General features: G+C 50.6%; 16 protein-coding genes. 12 read left to right on the forward strand and 4 right to left on the reverse strand.

Translation table 11 applies throughout. The features are described 5' to 3' along the window. Positions 1–41 precede the first annotated feature (41 nt). The 8 genes from KGP26_RS20635 to KGP26_RS20670 all read left to right on the forward strand — a co-directional run bounded on the left by KGP26_RS20635 (position 42) and on the right by KGP26_RS20670 (position 8,370). Positions 42–608, forward strand: a complete 567-nt coding sequence (locus tag KGP26_RS20635) for a LuxR C-terminal-related transcriptional regulator (protein ID WP_094982750.1) — start codon at positions 42–44, stop codon at positions 606–608. Between the two features lie 212 nt (positions 609–820). Continuing rightward, the gene (locus KGP26_RS20640; protein ID WP_021178761.1) at positions 821–1,381 is read left to right on the forward strand and encodes a fimbrial protein; all 561 of its coding nucleotides are present in this window, start codon (positions 821–823) and stop codon (positions 1,379–1,381) included. A 58-nt stretch (positions 1,382–1,439) separates the two neighbouring features. Further along, positions 1,440–2,168 (forward strand): molecular chaperone, encoded by a 729-nt coding sequence (locus tag KGP26_RS20645; protein ID WP_094982751.1) that lies wholly within the window; start codon positions 1,440–1,442, stop codon positions 2,166–2,168. Between the two features lie 47 nt (positions 2,169–2,215). Then, positions 2,216–4,774, forward strand: coding sequence for a fimbria/pilus outer membrane usher protein (locus KGP26_RS20650; RefSeq protein ID WP_223500203.1), 2,559 nt, complete (start codon positions 2,216–2,218; stop codon positions 4,772–4,774). A gap of 2 nt (positions 4,775–4,776) precedes the next feature. Then, complete coding sequence (locus tag KGP26_RS20655) at positions 4,777–5,928, forward strand: fimbrial protein (RefSeq protein ID WP_094982753.1); 1,152 nt, start codon at positions 4,777–4,779, stop codon at positions 5,926–5,928. Between the two features lie 243 nt (positions 5,929–6,171). Then, the gene (locus KGP26_RS20660; RefSeq protein WP_172413984.1) at positions 6,172–6,882 is read left to right on the forward strand and encodes a winged helix-turn-helix domain-containing protein; all 711 of its coding nucleotides are present in this window, start codon (positions 6,172–6,174) and stop codon (positions 6,880–6,882) included. Positions 6,883–7,085: 203 nt separating this feature from the next. Then, on the forward strand, positions 7,086–7,880 hold the full coding sequence (locus tag KGP26_RS20665; protein ID WP_094982755.1) for a winged helix-turn-helix domain-containing protein: 795 nt from the start codon (positions 7,086–7,088) through the stop codon (positions 7,878–7,880). Continuing rightward, positions 7,870–8,370: a hypothetical protein gene (locus KGP26_RS20670; protein ID WP_094982756.1), complete on the forward strand. Its 501-nt coding sequence runs from the start codon at positions 7,870–7,872 to the stop codon at positions 8,368–8,370. The genes KGP26_RS20665 and KGP26_RS20670 overlap by 11 nt, the downstream gene beginning before the upstream one ends. A 122-nt stretch (positions 8,371–8,492) precedes the next feature. Here the strand turns inward: KGP26_RS20670 and uraA are convergent, their stop codons facing one another. Further along, complete coding sequence (gene uraA, locus KGP26_RS20675; RefSeq protein ID WP_021178765.1) at positions 8,493–9,782, reverse strand: uracil permease; 1,290 nt, start codon at positions 9,780–9,782, stop codon at positions 8,493–8,495. Positions 9,783–9,902: 120 nt separating this feature from the next. Continuing rightward, a complete protein-coding gene (upp, locus tag KGP26_RS20680) occupies positions 9,903–10,529 on the reverse strand; it encodes a uracil phosphoribosyltransferase (protein WP_024484908.1) in 627 nt (208 codons plus the stop codon). A gap of 255 nt (positions 10,530–10,784) precedes the next feature. On the opposite strand from upp, the gene purM reads away from it, so the two are divergent. From purM to speG, 3 genes are all read left to right on the forward strand, one after another. Continuing rightward, complete coding sequence (purM, locus tag KGP26_RS20685; RefSeq protein WP_021807122.1) at positions 10,785–11,822, forward strand: phosphoribosylformylglycinamidine cyclo-ligase; 1,038 nt, start codon at positions 10,785–10,787, stop codon at positions 11,820–11,822. Beyond that, positions 11,822–12,460, forward strand: a complete 639-nt coding sequence (gene purN / locus KGP26_RS20690) for a phosphoribosylglycinamide formyltransferase (RefSeq protein ID WP_094982757.1) — start codon at positions 11,822–11,824, stop codon at positions 12,458–12,460. The genes purM and purN overlap by 1 nt, the downstream gene beginning before the upstream one ends. A 112-nt stretch (positions 12,461–12,572) precedes the next feature. Further along, positions 12,573–13,130 carry a spermidine N1-acetyltransferase gene (gene speG / locus KGP26_RS20695; RefSeq protein ID WP_037376386.1) on the forward strand — a complete coding sequence of 186 codons (558 nt, stop codon included), beginning with the start codon at positions 12,573–12,575 and terminating at the stop codon, positions 13,128–13,130. A gap of 42 nt (positions 13,131–13,172) precedes the next feature. On the opposite strand, the gene KGP26_RS20700 is transcribed toward speG, so the two are convergent. Further along, complete coding sequence (locus KGP26_RS20700; RefSeq protein WP_209554887.1) at positions 13,173–13,679, reverse strand: DUF1993 family protein; 507 nt, start codon at positions 13,677–13,679, stop codon at positions 13,173–13,175. Between the two features lie 355 nt (positions 13,680–14,034). Here KGP26_RS20700 and KGP26_RS20705 point away from each other — a divergent pair, with 355 nt between their 5' ends. Then, positions 14,035–14,730 carry a polymer-forming cytoskeletal protein gene (locus KGP26_RS20705; protein WP_223664558.1) on the forward strand — a complete coding sequence of 232 codons (696 nt, stop codon included), beginning with the start codon at positions 14,035–14,037 and terminating at the stop codon, positions 14,728–14,730. 12 nt (positions 14,731–14,742) lie between these two features. Here KGP26_RS20705 and pstB read toward each other — a convergent pair whose 3' ends face one another. Further along, on the reverse strand, positions 14,743–15,555 hold the full coding sequence (pstB, locus tag KGP26_RS20710; RefSeq protein ID WP_021178772.1) for a phosphate ABC transporter ATP-binding protein PstB: 813 nt from the start codon (positions 15,553–15,555) through the stop codon (positions 14,743–14,745). Positions 15,556–15,581: the final 26 nt, after the last annotated feature.

Raw genomic sequence — 15,581 nt, forward strand, 5'->3', positions numbered from 1 at the left:
CCTATTGTACCCACTGCCAGAACTGTATCTTTGAGGAAGAAATGAAGTATAAGCCAGCAATCAATATTTATGGGGTTGACTCATTTTTTAAATATGGAGTAGAAAGCGTCTTGGCCGATATTCCGCTACGCATGCCTTTGGAGCCAGGGCAGGCAATACCTCAAATCGACATATGGATAATCAGCCAGAAGTGCCTGACCGACGTGCTGCCTTTTGTTAACCGACCAAAACCGAAGACACCCAGCATCGTTTTTTGTTCTGAACGCTGCCAGCGTTTGTTACAAGGTACCCCTACCGACTGGAGCATTTGCCTGTTCGATCTGGATATAACCATCACCAGATTAAAACAAGAATTACAAAAAAAATTATCGATGCTGTTCTTAATGGGCCGGTTTGATATAAACAGCCCCCCAATGTTGAACTTGTCTGAAATGGAGAGGGAAACGGTGCGGCATTTATCGATGGGCCATAGCCCACACCGGGTGGCGCAGTTGACCCACAAAAGCGTTAAAACGATTAGTACCCACAAGCGTAATTCAATGAAACGACTAGGCGTACTCAGCAATCAGGAATTGATGATGAAGGTTAAAATCCTCGGACTGCACTGAAGCGTGTAAATCCGTCATTTAAACCAAGTCAGATAATTTAACCGCTCGTTAAAGGTAGCCGTATTAATGGGCGACAGGTTTGAACGTAGCTTTACGTTTAAAAAAGGAGGCGTGACGAATTAATAAGCCACTTATTGTTCGCTACAACCTACTTACACACCAAGTATTACCATGATGGTAACGATACTCGATCTATAAAGGACATTTTAAAGATGAAAAAAACAATTGTTAGTCTTTCTCTGCTGGCTGCACTGGGTTTGGCTACTTCTGTACAGGCTGCCTCAACCGGTACCATTACGTTTAATGGCCTGCTGACTGACAGCACCTGTGACGTGGACATCGAAGGCCAGGGCGCAGATGCCACCATCATTCTACCCACCGTTAGCGTAACCGAACTGACCAGCGCTGGTGACACCACCGGCCGTGCCTCTTTCAAGATGAACATCTCCAAATGTGTGATCGGCACTGCAGGTGGCCATTCCAAGGTTTCGGCGTTCTTCCAGCCGGGCAATACGGTAGACCTGGGCACTGGGCGCCTGAAAAACGTTGGCGGTAGCGCCACCAAGGTTGATCTGCAATTACTGGACGTGTCTGGCAACTATAAAGTCATCGACATCGGTAGCACCAACCAGGTCAACGATATGACTTATATCGATATCGATCAGGCCAAGGGTACCGCGCTGTTGCCTTACGCCGTTGAATATTATGCCAATGGCCAAACCACGCCGGGTACCGTGACCAGTAGCGTAGTTTATAACCTGCAATACAAATAATGTTTTGATTTATCAGGGAGGGTAACCTCCCTGTTCATTGTTCAAGGATAGTGCATTTATGTTCAGCAAATCATTCCCGTTAACACTCTGGGCCGCTTTATGCTTTCTTCTGATTTCCCCGCTGCCTGGCTCGGCCAGTATTGTGGTCAATGGGACCCGCGTGGTTTATCCAGGGAATGACAAGGAAGTGACCGTTAAATTATCGAATGTCGGACAGGCTCCCATGTTGGTACAAAGCTGGATTGATACCGGCGACTCCGATGCCAAACCGGAAAAAATCCGCGTACCCTTTATTCTGACGCCGCCCATTAACCGCATCGATCCCAATAAAAGCCAGACGCTGCGCCTGAGTTATACCGCATCTCCTGCGCTGCCTGAAAATAAAGAATCCGTGTATTGGCTGAACGTATTGGAAATTCCACCAGTGAAGGAAAATATCGCGCCCAATCGCCTGCAGGTCGCCTTCCGTACCCGGATAAAAATCTTCTATCGTCCGGCTGCCATTGCCGATAACACCAAAGCGGCCGACGCCGCCGAAAAATTGGTTTGGTCATTTAGCAACGGAAAACTTCAGGCAGCCAACTCCTCGGCCTATTACGTTTCGTTAGTCTCGGTGGTCGTGCATCAAGGGGGAAATACGTTCTCTACGGAAGGCGAGATGGTTCCTCCTGGCGGCGTTCAACATTTCACACTGAAAGACGCGCGCACTTTACCTGCGGGAACTGCAATCTCCTACGAATACGTTAACGACTGGGGGGCGGTTAAAACAGTGAAGGCTGTTCTTTAATCCGTCGTTTTATTTGGGATAAATATAAACAGGGTTGTTTATCTACTATGCGTCATCCATTCCATTATTCTCTATTGGCTACCATGGTAATGTTGGCCGTCATGCCTGCGGCCCATGCCACAGAAGATACGCCAGCGATTTTGCGCAACGATGCTCCTACGGGAACTAGCGTGCGTTTCGACCCGATATTTCTAAGCTCGTCTGAGGCAGAGGCGGTTGATTTATCCCGTTTTGAACACGGCGCGGCCGCTTCACCAGGCACCTACCCGGCCGATATCTTTGTTAACGGCGAATTGGCGACACACGAAAAGGTGTTGTTTGTCGAGCAGGCGGATAAGCAAGTCTTACCTTGCTTGTCACCAGCCATCCTGAAAAAAATCAACTTTAACTACAGCCAACTGCCAACCTCTTTTACCGAGGCACTACGCAATGAACAAAGTTGCTATCCACTCACCCACCTGATCCCACAGGCTCAGGTGGCGTTCGACTCAGGATTACAGCGCCTGGATATCAGCATCCCGCAAGCAATGATGCAAAATATCGCGCGCGGCTATGTCAGCCCGGAGCTGTGGGATAAGGGCATCCCTGCGCTGCTGTTAGGATACAACACCAACGTCTATACCACGCACTCACGTGGAGAAACCAGTAACTCGGTCTACACCGGGATAAATGCAGGCATCAATATCGGCGCTTGGTATTTCCGCCACGACGGGAATTATAACTGGCAGCAGAGGATCGGCGGGCAATACCAGTCGATTAACAACTATGTCGAACGCGATATTCCGGCGATCTTGGGTCGCGTGCGCCTAGGGGAAACCAGCACCAAAGGACAGGTGTTTGATACTCTGCCATTCAGAGGGGTTGAACTAGTCAACGACGACCGCATGCTGGCCCCTTCCCTGCGCGGATATGCCCCCAATATCCGTGGGATCGCACGGACCAATGCGCGGGTAACCGTGCGCCAGAATAGTCTGGTTATTTATGAGACCACGGTATCGCCGGGGGCCTTTGTGATTGACGACCTGTACCCGACCGGCTTTGGCGGCAATCTGGACGTAACGGTGAAGGAAGCAGACGGCAGTGTGCAGAACTTCCAGGTTCCTTATGCATCAGTCGCCCAGTTGTTACGCCCAGGAACCCACCACTACGATGTGGTAGCGGGTAAGCTCAATGATATCTCGCTGTCCACAAACCCCACTCTAGTCCAGGCCACTTACCAGCGCGGGTTGACCAATACCCTGACCGGCTACGGCGGCCTGCAGGCAAGTAATGATTACTATGCGCTGCAATTGGGGGCAGCATTGAGCACCTCCATTGGCGCGTTCTCCGCCGATATCAGCCAAGCTCGAGTCCATCTGAATAGCACCAAAGAGCGGATGAACAGCGGGCAGAGCTTCCAGTTGAGCTACAGCAAGTTCTTGCCGGCAACCAACAGCAACCTGACCATCGCCGCCTATCGCTATTCAACCTCCGGCTATTACGACTATATGACCGCCATGAGGGCGATCGATGCCGAGCAGCGCGGCCAGTCGGCTGACAATATCTGGCGGCCACGTAACCGCTTTAATATCACCATGAATCAGGGGCTGCCAGCCGGTTGGGGGCAAATGTATGTCACCGGTTATACCCAGGATTACTGGAATCAAGGCAATACCGATCTTCAATATCAACTGGGCTACAGCAACGAGTATCGCGATATCAGCTACAGCCTGAGCGCCGGGCGCGTTCGCGGCATGCGGGGCGGGATGGAAACCAACTGGCTGCTTAACCTCAGCATGCCATTAGGGCGTAAAGAAAATGCCAATCTACCATCGCTGAGTGCCAGTCTGAATCACAGCACCACGGGGCAAAGTGGCCAACAAGTCGGGATTTCCGGCAGTGCCGGGGAGGACTACCAATACAACTACGGTGCCAGCGCGATGCATTATAACCAGGGTGGGGGCAGCAGCATGGCGCTCAACGGCGGTTACCGCTCAGCTTATACCCATATGACCGCCACTTACGGCGCGGGCAGACATTACCAGAATGCGTCGGCTGGGCTGAGTGGCACGATGATCGCCTGGCCGCAAGGTGTTGTCATGACCCCTTATACCGGCGATACCTTCGCCGTGGTTGAAGCCAAGGGGGCGACGGGCGCCAAGGTCGGCGGCTATTCCGGTGTGCGCATCGATCCATGGGGACACGCCGCCGTCCCTTATCTGAACCCGTATGAGATGAATGAAATCACCATCGATCCAAAAGGCATGCCGTACGAGGTCGAGTTGGAAAATACCAGTGACAAAGTTGCCCCACATGCAGGTGCGGTGAGCAAGGTGACGTTTAAAACCCAGCAAGGGACACCGCTGTTGATCATGGCACAACGCGCTAATGGCGAAGCGGTGCCGTTTGGGGCCGAAGTGTTCGACAGTGTGAAAAACAACATCGGCAGCGTTGGTCAGATGGGGCAAATCTACGCGCGGGTAGAAAAGCAACGGGACCAGCTTACGGTCAAGTGGGGTAGCCAACCGGGTCAATACTGCCAGCTGAATTATATTTTACCGCCTAAGCAACCAGGCTCGACCATTAAAAACATTATCCGCTTTGATTCAATCTGCCGGGAGGATTAACAATGAACAGGTTTACTAACGGGTGGCTTGAAAGCATTCGATCGACCTTAACTAACTATAGCTTGCACGCCTTATTGGTCGTTCTGGTTGCCTACAGTTCGGCTGGTTTAGCGCTAACCTGCAAGATCGATGTACCGGTTAGAACCGATGCCTTCCCATTACAGGGAGGAAATATCACCGTGGGTAATGAACTGCCTGTCGGTTCCATCATCTATCGGCAAAATATCACATCAACCAAGGATTATGCCAAGGCACCCCATGGCAAGTGTGATGGTAGCGGCCCCTATACGGACAGGCAATATATTTATCTCACCAACATGCCGCAGTCGCTGTCCAGTTGGCAGGGGGGGACTTTCTCAGGAAAGATATACAACACGAATATTCCTGGCATTGGCGTGGTTATCGCAAGGGGCAATACCGGCGTTAATGCCACAGCCTTTCAGTGGTACAGTGATACCAGGGCTAGTATTCCTGATGTACAGGTATGGACAACTATCACGATGATATTGATAAAAACCGGCAATATCACCCCAGGCAGCGTGAACGGCAGTTCCTTACCTACTGTCACTATTCGTAATGATTACACCGTAGCCAATGGTAGTGCCGTGGTTTTCACATGGAAACCCTATACGGTCAAATTTAGTGGTAGCTTAAAAGTAATATCTCAAACCTGTAGCGTACCAGATTATACTGTCGATCTCGGCTCATGGGATATTTTTGACATGATGGCACAAGGTTCAAGCGAATGGCGTGATGCCTCAATCAAGATGACCAACTGCCCAAGGTTCTATGGTTATATCGATAATGCCTTTAACACGGTGCACTTAACCGGCGCGATTTCCGGGTTAAAATATACCGGTAATGCCATTGGACTTAAGCTATCTGCATTATATGGTAATATCAACGCCGCCAACGGCATCGTCAAGTTAGAGCCATCAAACAACACGGCAAACGGCGTTGGTATCCAGCTGGCTTCGGGTAACAAGGCTAGCAATACCCTGTTCAATCTCGGCAATGAGCAGCGGATCGCCGTTAGCAATAGTGCCAGTACCAACCTGACTATTCCATTGGTAGCCAGGTATATCAAGACAGAAAACAAAGTGACACCCGGTAAAGCAGACAGCAAGGTTGTATTCACCATCAATTATTATTAGCAAACTAGTCAATGGTATCATACGCAATAAGAATGATAATTATCCCCCTTCAATGCCGCCAACCATGGCGGCATTTTTCTGAACCTAACTAACAAAAGACGGCCAGCAAACACACCTTCAGCCCTTATCTCTCTTGCTTTCTGATTATGATACTTATATCCCTGTAATCCTTTCTGTGGTCTAGCATATTCTATATGCTAGACTCACCGCCTTCAGACTATTCTTAACATGAAGGAGCTTGAAATGAGTAATGATTACCTAATTAATAAAACTATAGTTTATAATAGCGTAGAAGGTGTCATTTTTAAGCTGAGTAAGCCGAATTTAAAAATAAAACTGTCAAAACCTGGCGCAGAGTGCCTACGGATCCTGATTGATGCCAAGCATCAGATCATATCACAAGATGCTCTTGTTAAGGATATATGGGGTCAAAAAGGAATGGTTGTCGGCCCGAATACGCTTTACCAACATATTTATATGTTAAGAAAAAACTTTGGGGCTTTAGGCATAGATAGAGATATTATTAAAACCACGCCGCAGCTCGGATTTAATATATCCACAAACTTTACTATTGAGCGGATGGAGGATGAATTGCGATGCGCAGAAAATGCTAGCATCCCGACCCTGGTTGAGAGTTCATCCGGGTGGCATAAGCTATTTTATTTCATTCCGTTTATTATTAGCCTAATCATTTTGTTGGTTAATAGCGATCGCCAACCGTTAAATAATGTCTCGCTTTCGTATCAAAATGGAAACTGTCCCCTCTATAGCTCCTCTGATAATTTATCCTGGAGCTATATCAATTCAAAAGCGCATAACAGAGAGCCCGCTTGTCAAAGCCCAAGCAAACATATAGTGAAGGATTTGGCGGATGACACAATATGCCTGGTTGGCAAACAAGGCTATCTGGTAGGCCAGGCCGATACCACACTATTGTACTGCACCCGCATCTGATACGCAGGCAATATGCGGAGCCGGAGTAAGGGCCCCCTCCTCCGGCACTTTCTACTAAAGCAAGGCACTGGTATCTGGCGATCCTACGTTGTCGGTTTACGCTTAGCCACTATATAGTTGTTAAATTAAATCCGGATAAGACTTTACATGCACTGAGAATAATCCTATTATTATGGGTGGCATTCATTGCTCAGAGGATTGAGATGGTTGGTTACTACTTGATAGATAAAAAGATAGTTTACAATATTACTGACGGGGAAGTTTTCAACCTTAATGAGCCAGAAGTAAAAGTAAAGCTTTCTAACCCTGCGGCTAAATGTTTACAGAAACTCATTGATGCAGATCATCAAATTGTCTCTCCAGATGAGCTTATCGATGACATTTGGGGACAGAAAGGTGTCATTGTAGGCACTAATACCCTATATCAGCATATCTATATCCTGAGAAAACACCTTTGCTCACTGGGATTAGATAAAAACATTATTAAAACAACTCCGCGCTCCGGGTTTAATATTCCGCAAGAGTTTACTATTGAGCCATTTCAGGATGAAGTCGAGTACGTAAAACAAGAAGATCATCAAGAACAACAGCAACAGGTAGAAGAACAACCGGCATTAGCAATCAATGCGTTCCCCCCCCAAAAAAACAGCTTATTAAAAAGAAGTAGCACCTATTATTTAGTGATAGCCTCCACCCTCATTATTGTTTCATTACTTTATGTTTACAACACTAAAAACCCGCCAATAATAAATTACTCATTAATGGGGAAATATCAACACTGTAATATCTATCAGAAAGATGGAAAATTCACATTATTATATATCAAATCAAAAATTGATAAGCACAACATACAGTGCGATAAAGTAGGGAACCAGTCTTTGTATTATTTTGGAAATCCCGAAATTAAAAGGGAATCTATTTTCATATGTGATAATCGCATTGATGGTGATGCTAGAAGTAATTGTAAATCATATCATTGGTCTGGCTATGAAAACTAAATCCATCATTTCATTAGTAATGCTAACATGTGCCATCCTGGCCATAGCGTATTATTTTTTTTACTCAAAAAACAAAACAGAAAGTATCTCTTGCGAATCTAATCTTTATTTGAAATTTGACGTCCCAAAACCTGGATTAGTCGCCAATTATAATATTTCAATAGACTTAAAAGGCGATAGCAACAAAGATGATGGCAGAGGTAAATTTTCAGTAACCGCAAACTATAATGATGGGGAGAAAACGTACTATATCAGGCGTGATATCATTGTCAGCTACCAAGTTGACGATAATGGGTTGTATTTTTTTAAAACCCTTTATATCAACAAATATGCCCGAGACACTATTCCTGAAAATATTGAAAAACGCCTTGTGCCAGATGTTTATTCGAAAGTAAACAGTTTGTCAAGCTACGCCATACGCCTGGCAGGTAAGCAAGGGTATTTTATCTATGACCCCGATATTCCGATCTTGTACTGTAATCGGTTATAACCGGACACCCTTTTGCAGATGCACTCGAGATACATCGCCTGTCCATGAAGCCAATATTCTCACCGTTAAGGTGAGTAATATTGGCATAATCAATGGCCAGCAGGCTAATAGGCCTTTATGGGTTATTTTTGATCCAGTCGTTCTTCTGGCACATCGATCACTTCTTCTTCCTTGCGGTACAGGCTGATCAGTTTGAACAGCAGGCTCAGGCCGACGCCAACGATGGTCGCCAGCGCCATACCTTTCAGCTCCGCTGCACCGATATGCACTTTCGCGCCGCTAACGCCAATAATCAGGATCACCGAAGTCAGGATCAGGTTCTGCGCCTTGTTGTAATCCACCTTGGATTCGATCAATACGCGGATACCCGAAGCGCCAATTACACCATACAGCAACAGGGAAACACCGCCCATTACCGGCACCGGTACCACCTGGATCGCCGCCGCCAGCTTGCCTACGCAGGAAAGCAGAATGGCCAGAATAGCCGCGCCGCCGATCACCCAGGTGCTATAAACCTTGGTGATGGCCATGACACCGATGTTCTCACCATAGGTGGTGTTAGGCGTAGAGCCGAAGAAGCCGGAGATCACGGTAGAAATCCCGTTGGCAAACATTGAGCGGTGCAGGCCCGGATCGCGCAACAGGTCTTTCTTGACGATGTTCGCCGTGACGACCAGGTGACCAACGTGCTCGGCAATCACTACCAAAGCCGCAGGCAGAATGGTGAAGATAGCAAACCACTCAAAGCGTGGCGTGTAGAAGGTCGGCAGGGCAAACCAGTGCGCGTCACGGATTGGCGTCAGATCCACCACGCCCATAAAGAACGACAGCGCATAGCCTACCAACACCCCGATCAGGATCGGGATAATCGCCAGGAAGCCGCGGAACAGCACCGAGCCCAGTACGGTAACACCCAGCGTCACCAGTGAAATCGTGATGGTTGTGCTATCTGCGGAGGTGCCTTCCGCCGGTAATAGCCCGGCCATATTGGCCGCCACCCCCGCCAGTTCCAAACCGATGACCGCAACGATTGCGCCCATCGCCGCAGGCGGGAACATCACGTCCAGCCAGCCGGTTCCGGCCTTCTTGACGATCAGCGCCACCAGGCAGAACAGCACGCCACACATGATAAAACCACCCAGTGCAACCTCATACCCCAGCGGCAACAGCAGCAACACCGGTGAAATAAACGCAAAGCTGGACCCCAGATAGGCAGGTATCTTGCCTTTACAGATAAACAGATACAGCAATGTCCCCACGCCGTTGAACAACAGCACCGTCGCCGGGTTGATCTTGAACAGGATCGGCACCAGCACGGTGGCCCCGAACATGGCAAACAGATGCTGGAAGCTGAGTGGGATGGTCTGGAACAACGGCGGGCGTTCACTAACGCCGATGGCGCGACGGGTCATGGGGTGTTTTTCCTCTGAGTTAGTATCAGTTGTGTTAGCTTGGTGATTAATACCCAATGGATTGCCAGTGTTAGCAATCCAAAGGGCATTAAAAAGCCGACTCTCAGGTCGGCTTATTTATTATTTGGTACCAAATATCTTATCGCCTGCATCACCCAGGCCAGGCACGATGTACCCTTTGTCATTCAGACATTGATCGATCGACGCGGTATACAGCTCAACATCTGGATGCGCTTTCTCCAGCGCGGCGATCCCTTCAGGAGCGGCGACCAGCACCAACACCTTGATGCTGCTGCAACCGGCTTTCTTCAGCAGGTCGATAGTGGCGATCATCGAACCACCGGTAGCCAGCATTGGGTCAACCACCAGCGCCATGCGCTCGTCAATGTTGGAAACCAGTTTCTGGAAATAAGGGACCGGCTCCAGGGTTTCTTCATCACGATAAACCCCAACCACGCTGATACGAGCACTCGGTACGTGCTCCAGCACCCCTTCCATCATGCCCAGACCGGCACGCAGGATTGGCACTACGGTAATTTTTTTCCCTTTAATCTGCTCAACTTCAACCGGCCCACACCAGCCTTCGATGGTAACTTTCTCTGTCACCAGATCGGCGGTCGCTTCATAGGTCAGCAAACTACCCACTTCAGAAGCCAGCTCACGGAAGCGTTTGGTGCTGATATCGTGTTCGCGCATCAGACCAAGCTTGTGCTTAACCAGCGGGTGTTTCACCTCAACGATCTTCATCATTTTTCTCCTATTAAGGTGGTTGACGGCCAAAAAAATCGCCGGATTATACCGCCTTTTGCTCCCGACGCCACTACCAATAGCCGGATCGAGATCAACAAAAGAGTGATCAACAGTATAGAAGACGAAAAGTTCGAGCGGGCTCACATGGTTCTCGCAAACGTTTGCTTGCGCTGTTAGAATTGCCGCGCCTGGTTCCGGCATCACCGCCGGAAGCACCGTTCTCAAACCGCAAACCGTCGTGGGGATCGCGCAGTGACCGACAAAACCTCTCTCAGCTATAAAGACGCAGGTGTCGATATCGATGCTGGCAACGCATTGGTAGACCGCATCAAAGGTGTAGTGAAACAGACCCGCCGCCCGGAAGTCATGGGTGGGCTGGGCGGTTTTGGCGCCCTGTGCGCGTTGCCGCAGAAATACCGCGAGCCGATACTGGTTTCCGGCACCGACGGCGTGGGCACCAAGCTGCGTCTGGCAATGGATTTAAAACGCCACGACACCATCGGTATCGATCTGGTGGCGATGTGTGTTAACGATCTGGTGGTTCAGGGCGCTGAGCCGCTGTTCTTCCTCGATTACTTCGCCACCGGCAAGCTGGATGTGGATACCGCCGCCAGCGTGATCACCGGGATTGCCGAAGGCTGTAAACAATCCGGCTGTGCGTTAGTGGGTGGTGAAACTGCCGAAATGCCTGGCATGTACCACGGTGAAGACTATGACGTCGCCGGTTTCTGCGTGGGCGTGGTTGAGAAATCCGAAATCATCGACGGCAGCAAAGTACAGTCTGGCGATGCGCTGATCGCTCTGGGCGCTTCAGGCCCGCACTCCAACGGTTATTCGCTGGTGCGCAAGATCCTGGAAGTGAGCAAGACCGATCCCACTACTACCGACCTGGCAGGCAAACCGCTGGCAGATCATCTGCTCGAGCCGACCAAGATTTACGTCAAATCGGTACTGGAATTGATCGAGAAAGTGGAAGTGCATGCGATTGCTCACCTGACCGGTGGCGGCTTCTGGGAAAACATCCCACGCGTGCTGCCAGAAGGGATGCAGGCGGTGATCGACGAATCTAGCTGGCAGTGGCCTGCCGTGTTTAGTTGGTTGCAGCAGGCGGGCAACGTGAGCCGCCATGAAATGTACCGTACCTTTAACTGCGGTGTCGGTATGGTGATCGCGCTGCCACAGGAGTCGGTAGAAAAAGCCATCGCCATATTGACCGCCGCGGGTGAAAAAGCCTGGCAGATTGGTAAACTGACGGCTTCTTCTGACGAACAACAAGTGGTCATCCAGTGATGAAAAAGATTGTGGTGTTGGTCTCCGGCCAGGGGAGTAATCTCCAGGCACTGATCGACGCCTGCCAACAGGGCCGGATCGCCGCCACTATCGTGGCGGTACTCAGCAACAACGCACAGGCTTATGGCCTGCAGCGTGCCGAAGAGGCTGGCATTGCCGCTCAAGCGCTGGATGCCAAATCCTTTGCCGATCGCGAAGCCTTTGACGCCGCGCTGGCGCAAGCTATCGACCAATACCAACCCGATCTGGTGGTGCTGGCCGGTTATATGCGCATTCTCAGCAACGCGTTTGTGCAGCGCTATGCCGGGCGCATGCTGAATATCCACCCTTCCCTGCTGCCGAAATACCCCGGGTTGCATACCCATCGCCAAGCTATCGACAACGGCGATGCCGAGCATGGCACTTCGATACATTTCGTCACGGAGCAGCTCGACGGTGGCCCGGTGATCCTGCAAGCCAAGGTGCCGATCTTCCCCGGTGACGAGGAAGATGAGGTCATTGAGCGGGTGCAAACCCAGGAACACACCATATACCCTCTGGTGGTGAGCTGGTTTATCGAAGGGCGGCTGGCAATGCGCGACAACGCTGCCTGGCTGGATGGTGAACGCCTGCCAGCACAAGGCTATGCCGCCGACTGACCCGCAATTTAACCGCAAGCTAAACGGTGCCTTTCACGGTGCCGTTTTTTTTCGCCTTCAATCAGCTCCTGAGGTTATACTTTTGCCAGATTAATAATACCGAGGAGAATGTATGTCGAGTACCACCAACGTCAGGCTACGCCCGCTGGAGCGGGAAGATCTGGCGTTTGTTCACCAGATGGATAACAACGCCAGCGTCATGCGCTACTGGTTCGAAGAACCCTATGAAGCCTTTGTCGAGCTTTCCGATCTGTACGATAAACACATTCACGACCAGAGCGAACGGCGTTTTATCATCGAGCATGAAGGGGCCAAAGTCGGGCTGGTTGAACTGGTAGAGATCGACCATATTCACCGCCGCGCCGAATTCCAGATCATCATCGATCCGGCGCATCAGGGCAAAGGCTACGCCAGCACCGCCGCCAAACTGGCGATGGACTACGGCTTCTCGGTACTTAACCTGTATAAGCTGTATTTGATCGTCGATAAAGAAAACCCGAAGGCGATCCATATTTACAGCAAGCTGGGCTTTGAGGTGGAAGGCGAACTGATTGACGAATTCTTCGTTAGCGGCGCATACCGCACCGTGCTGCGCATGTGCATCTTCCAGCCGCAGTATTTGGCGAAGTTCAAGACTGCCCAGCCTGGCGATAGGCCATTGGTTAAATAGCAGTAAACCGGGGAGATATTCCTCTCCCCGAAAGATCCAGAATTACTTCGCGCCCAGATAATCCCATTTCCCCACTTCCACCCCCTGATTACGCAGGATGTTGTAGGCGGTGGTCAGGTGGAAATAAAAGTTGGGGAGGGCGAAAGTCAGCAGGAAATCTTGCGCAGTGAAGTGAAAATCACGCGTTTTGCTTTTTATTTCAATATTGCGGCCATCGGCCTCGGCGAAATCGGCTGCCTGGAAGCCCTGCACATAGGCGATAGTTTTTTCGATACGCTGGTGCAGCTCGGCAAAGCTGGCTTCGTTATCCGGCATGGACGGTACTTCCTGCCCGGCTAATCTGGCCACTGCGCCTTTGGCAGCATCGCTGGCAATCTGTACCTGCCGCAGCAGTGGAAACATATCTGGCGCCAGTCGGGCTTCTAACAGCACGCTTTCAGCCTGCTGCTTCTGCTGCAAGAACTGCTCACCTTTTTTCAGTAACGCCGACAGGATCTGCAAACCACGGACAAACTGCATTGGGGAATGGGCATAAATCGATAAAGACATACAACCTCCAGATGTGAGTGACCAGCCATCTTACGCCGGTTGCCAGAGTATTGTCGTTGAGTTGTTTGACAGGTTGTGTCCGCGCCCAATATTCATGCACAAAATCAATTTAGCCTTAATAATCACACAAATAAACAATTTGCGTGGCCACTTCAGATTATCCTTGGTTGGTCAAGCGAGTGGTGAATTAGGCGACAATATTAGGTATCATCACTCGCTACTACGGATAGCCTAACAGGAACCGTCACGCTGGCTGCCGCCTGGCATCCCGCACTTTCGCGGCGAATGGACTTCAAACGGCCTGAAAAACATGCGTAATTACAACTTATTATGGTGTATATGGGGATTATGGACGTTGTCCATCGTTCTCTGGCTGACAGGGATCAGCTTCACCGGTATCTACATAAAACGCGCGCTGCTGGCCGCCTTGGTCCTGGCACTGTTGGCAACGCTGGCGTTTATCTACAAAATAACAAGGACGAATCAAATGCTGTCATTCAATAAGAAAAATAAAGCCGTTAATGAAGAAAAAGCGCAGGAGCTGATCGATCAGCCCGTGCCTCAGCCGGTTGCTCACTCTGAGCCAAACACCCTGCCTGAAGTTGCCGACGCCATTAAGCCAATCCGTGCCAAGAAAGACACCTTTATCTCCAATGGTGCACTGTTCACCGGCGTGATCGAAGGCGATGGCAATATCATTGTCGAAGGTCGGGTTGAGGGAAACATCATTTGCAGCCACATGGTGCGTATTGAAACCAGCGGCCATGTCAAAGGCGAGATCCGCGCCCAGCAGATCATGATCAATGGCCCGGTTGAAGGCCGTTGCTTCGCCGACTCGCTGTCAATCCAGCCCAAGGGCAGCATGCGCGGGGATATTTTCGCCGACGAAATCTCCATCGAGAAAGGCGGCCTGTTTATTGGCCAGTCGCAGCTGATGCAAAAAACGCCTCCTCAGGCCCAGCCCTCTCAGGCAAAAGTGACCGCGCTGAAAAAGGTTGAACCTGAACAGCAGGAACAACCGACCCCGCAGCCGAGCAAGCAGGCCAATTAAGCTCCTCGCCCGTCAACCATAGCGGCCAGTGATGTAATCCTCTGTGCGGCGTTGGCGTGGCGAAGTGAAAATCGCGTCGGTATCGTTATATTCCACCAGCGTCCCCTGGTGGATAAACGCCGTATAGTCGGAAACCCGCGCGGCCTGCTGCATGTTGTGAGTCACCAGCACCACGCTGTAGCGCTGTTTCAGCACCGAAATCAACTCCTCGATGGTTAAGGTGGAAATCGGATCCAGCGCAGAGGTCGGCTCATCAAGCAGCAACACTTCCGGTTCAACCGCGATCGCCCGTGCAATCACCAACCGTTGTTGTTGGCCGCTGGACAGGCGGAACGCATTTTCCCGTAGCCGATCTTTCACCTCGTGCCACAGCGCGGCGGCACGCAAGGATCGCTCTACGGCTTCATCCAGAATACGCCTGTCGCGGACGCCCTGTAAGCGCAGGCCGTAAACCACGTTTTCGTAGATCGATTTCGGGAACGGGTTGGGCCGCTGGAATACCATGCCCACGCGCCGCCGCAATGCGGCAACGTCAATCTGCGGGCCGGAAATGGTTTCGCCATTAAGCTGCAGTTCGCCGTCAATCCGGCAGCGATCCACCAGATCGTTCATCCGGTTAAAGCAGCGCAACAGCGTCGACTTGCCGCAGCCAGAAGGGCCGATCAGCGCCGTCACCCGGTGTTTGGGAATGCGCAGGGAAATATTGTGCAGCACCTGCTTGTCACCATAAAACAGATCCAGACCGTTGACCGCCAGCGCGGTATGCTCATCGGCCAACTGCTGGACATCCAACCGGGGTAGGCTGCCCGGCGTTATCAGACTCATTTGGCGCTCCCCAAAAGATTCAACCT

Origin of the sequence: Serratia sp. JSRIV002 (genome assembly GCF_019968725.1) — a bacterium.
Classification (GTDB): Bacteria; Pseudomonadota; Gammaproteobacteria; order Enterobacterales; family Enterobacteriaceae; genus Chania; species Chania fonticola_B.

Coding starts and splice junctions, on each gene's coding strand:
- KGP26_RS20635 (WP_094982750.1), top strand. CDS start 42: ATGAAGTATAAGCCAGCAATCAATATTTATGGGGTTGACTCATTTTTT.
- KGP26_RS20640 (WP_021178761.1), top strand. CDS start 821: ATGAAAAAAACAATTGTTAGTCTTTCTCTGCTGGCTGCACTGGGTTTG.
- KGP26_RS20645 (WP_094982751.1), top strand. CDS start 1,440: ATGTTCAGCAAATCATTCCCGTTAACACTCTGGGCCGCTTTATGCTTT.
- KGP26_RS20650 (WP_223500203.1), top strand. CDS start 2,216: ATGCGTCATCCATTCCATTATTCTCTATTGGCTACCATGGTAATGTTG.
- KGP26_RS20655 (WP_094982753.1), top strand. CDS start 4,777: ATGAACAGGTTTACTAACGGGTGGCTTGAAAGCATTCGATCGACCTTA.
- KGP26_RS20660 (WP_172413984.1), top strand. CDS start 6,172: ATGAGTAATGATTACCTAATTAATAAAACTATAGTTTATAATAGCGTA.
- KGP26_RS20665 (WP_094982755.1), top strand. CDS start 7,086: ATGGTTGGTTACTACTTGATAGATAAAAAGATAGTTTACAATATTACT.
- KGP26_RS20670 (WP_094982756.1), top strand. CDS start 7,870: ATGAAAACTAAATCCATCATTTCATTAGTAATGCTAACATGTGCCATC.
- uraA (WP_021178765.1), bottom strand. CDS start 9,782: ATGACCCGTCGCGCCATCGGCGTTAGTGAACGCCCGCCGTTGTTCCAG.
- upp (WP_024484908.1), bottom strand. CDS start 10,529: ATGAAGATCGTTGAGGTGAAACACCCGCTGGTTAAGCACAAGCTTGGT.
- purN (WP_094982757.1), top strand. CDS start 11,822: ATGAAAAAGATTGTGGTGTTGGTCTCCGGCCAGGGGAGTAATCTCCAG.
- speG (WP_037376386.1), top strand. CDS start 12,573: ATGTCGAGTACCACCAACGTCAGGCTACGCCCGCTGGAGCGGGAAGAT.
- KGP26_RS20700 (WP_209554887.1), bottom strand. CDS start 13,679: ATGTCTTTATCGATTTATGCCCATTCCCCAATGCAGTTTGTCCGTGGT.
- pstB (WP_021178772.1), bottom strand. CDS start 15,555: ATGAGTCTGATAACGCCGGGCAGCCTACCCCGGTTGGATGTCCAGCAG.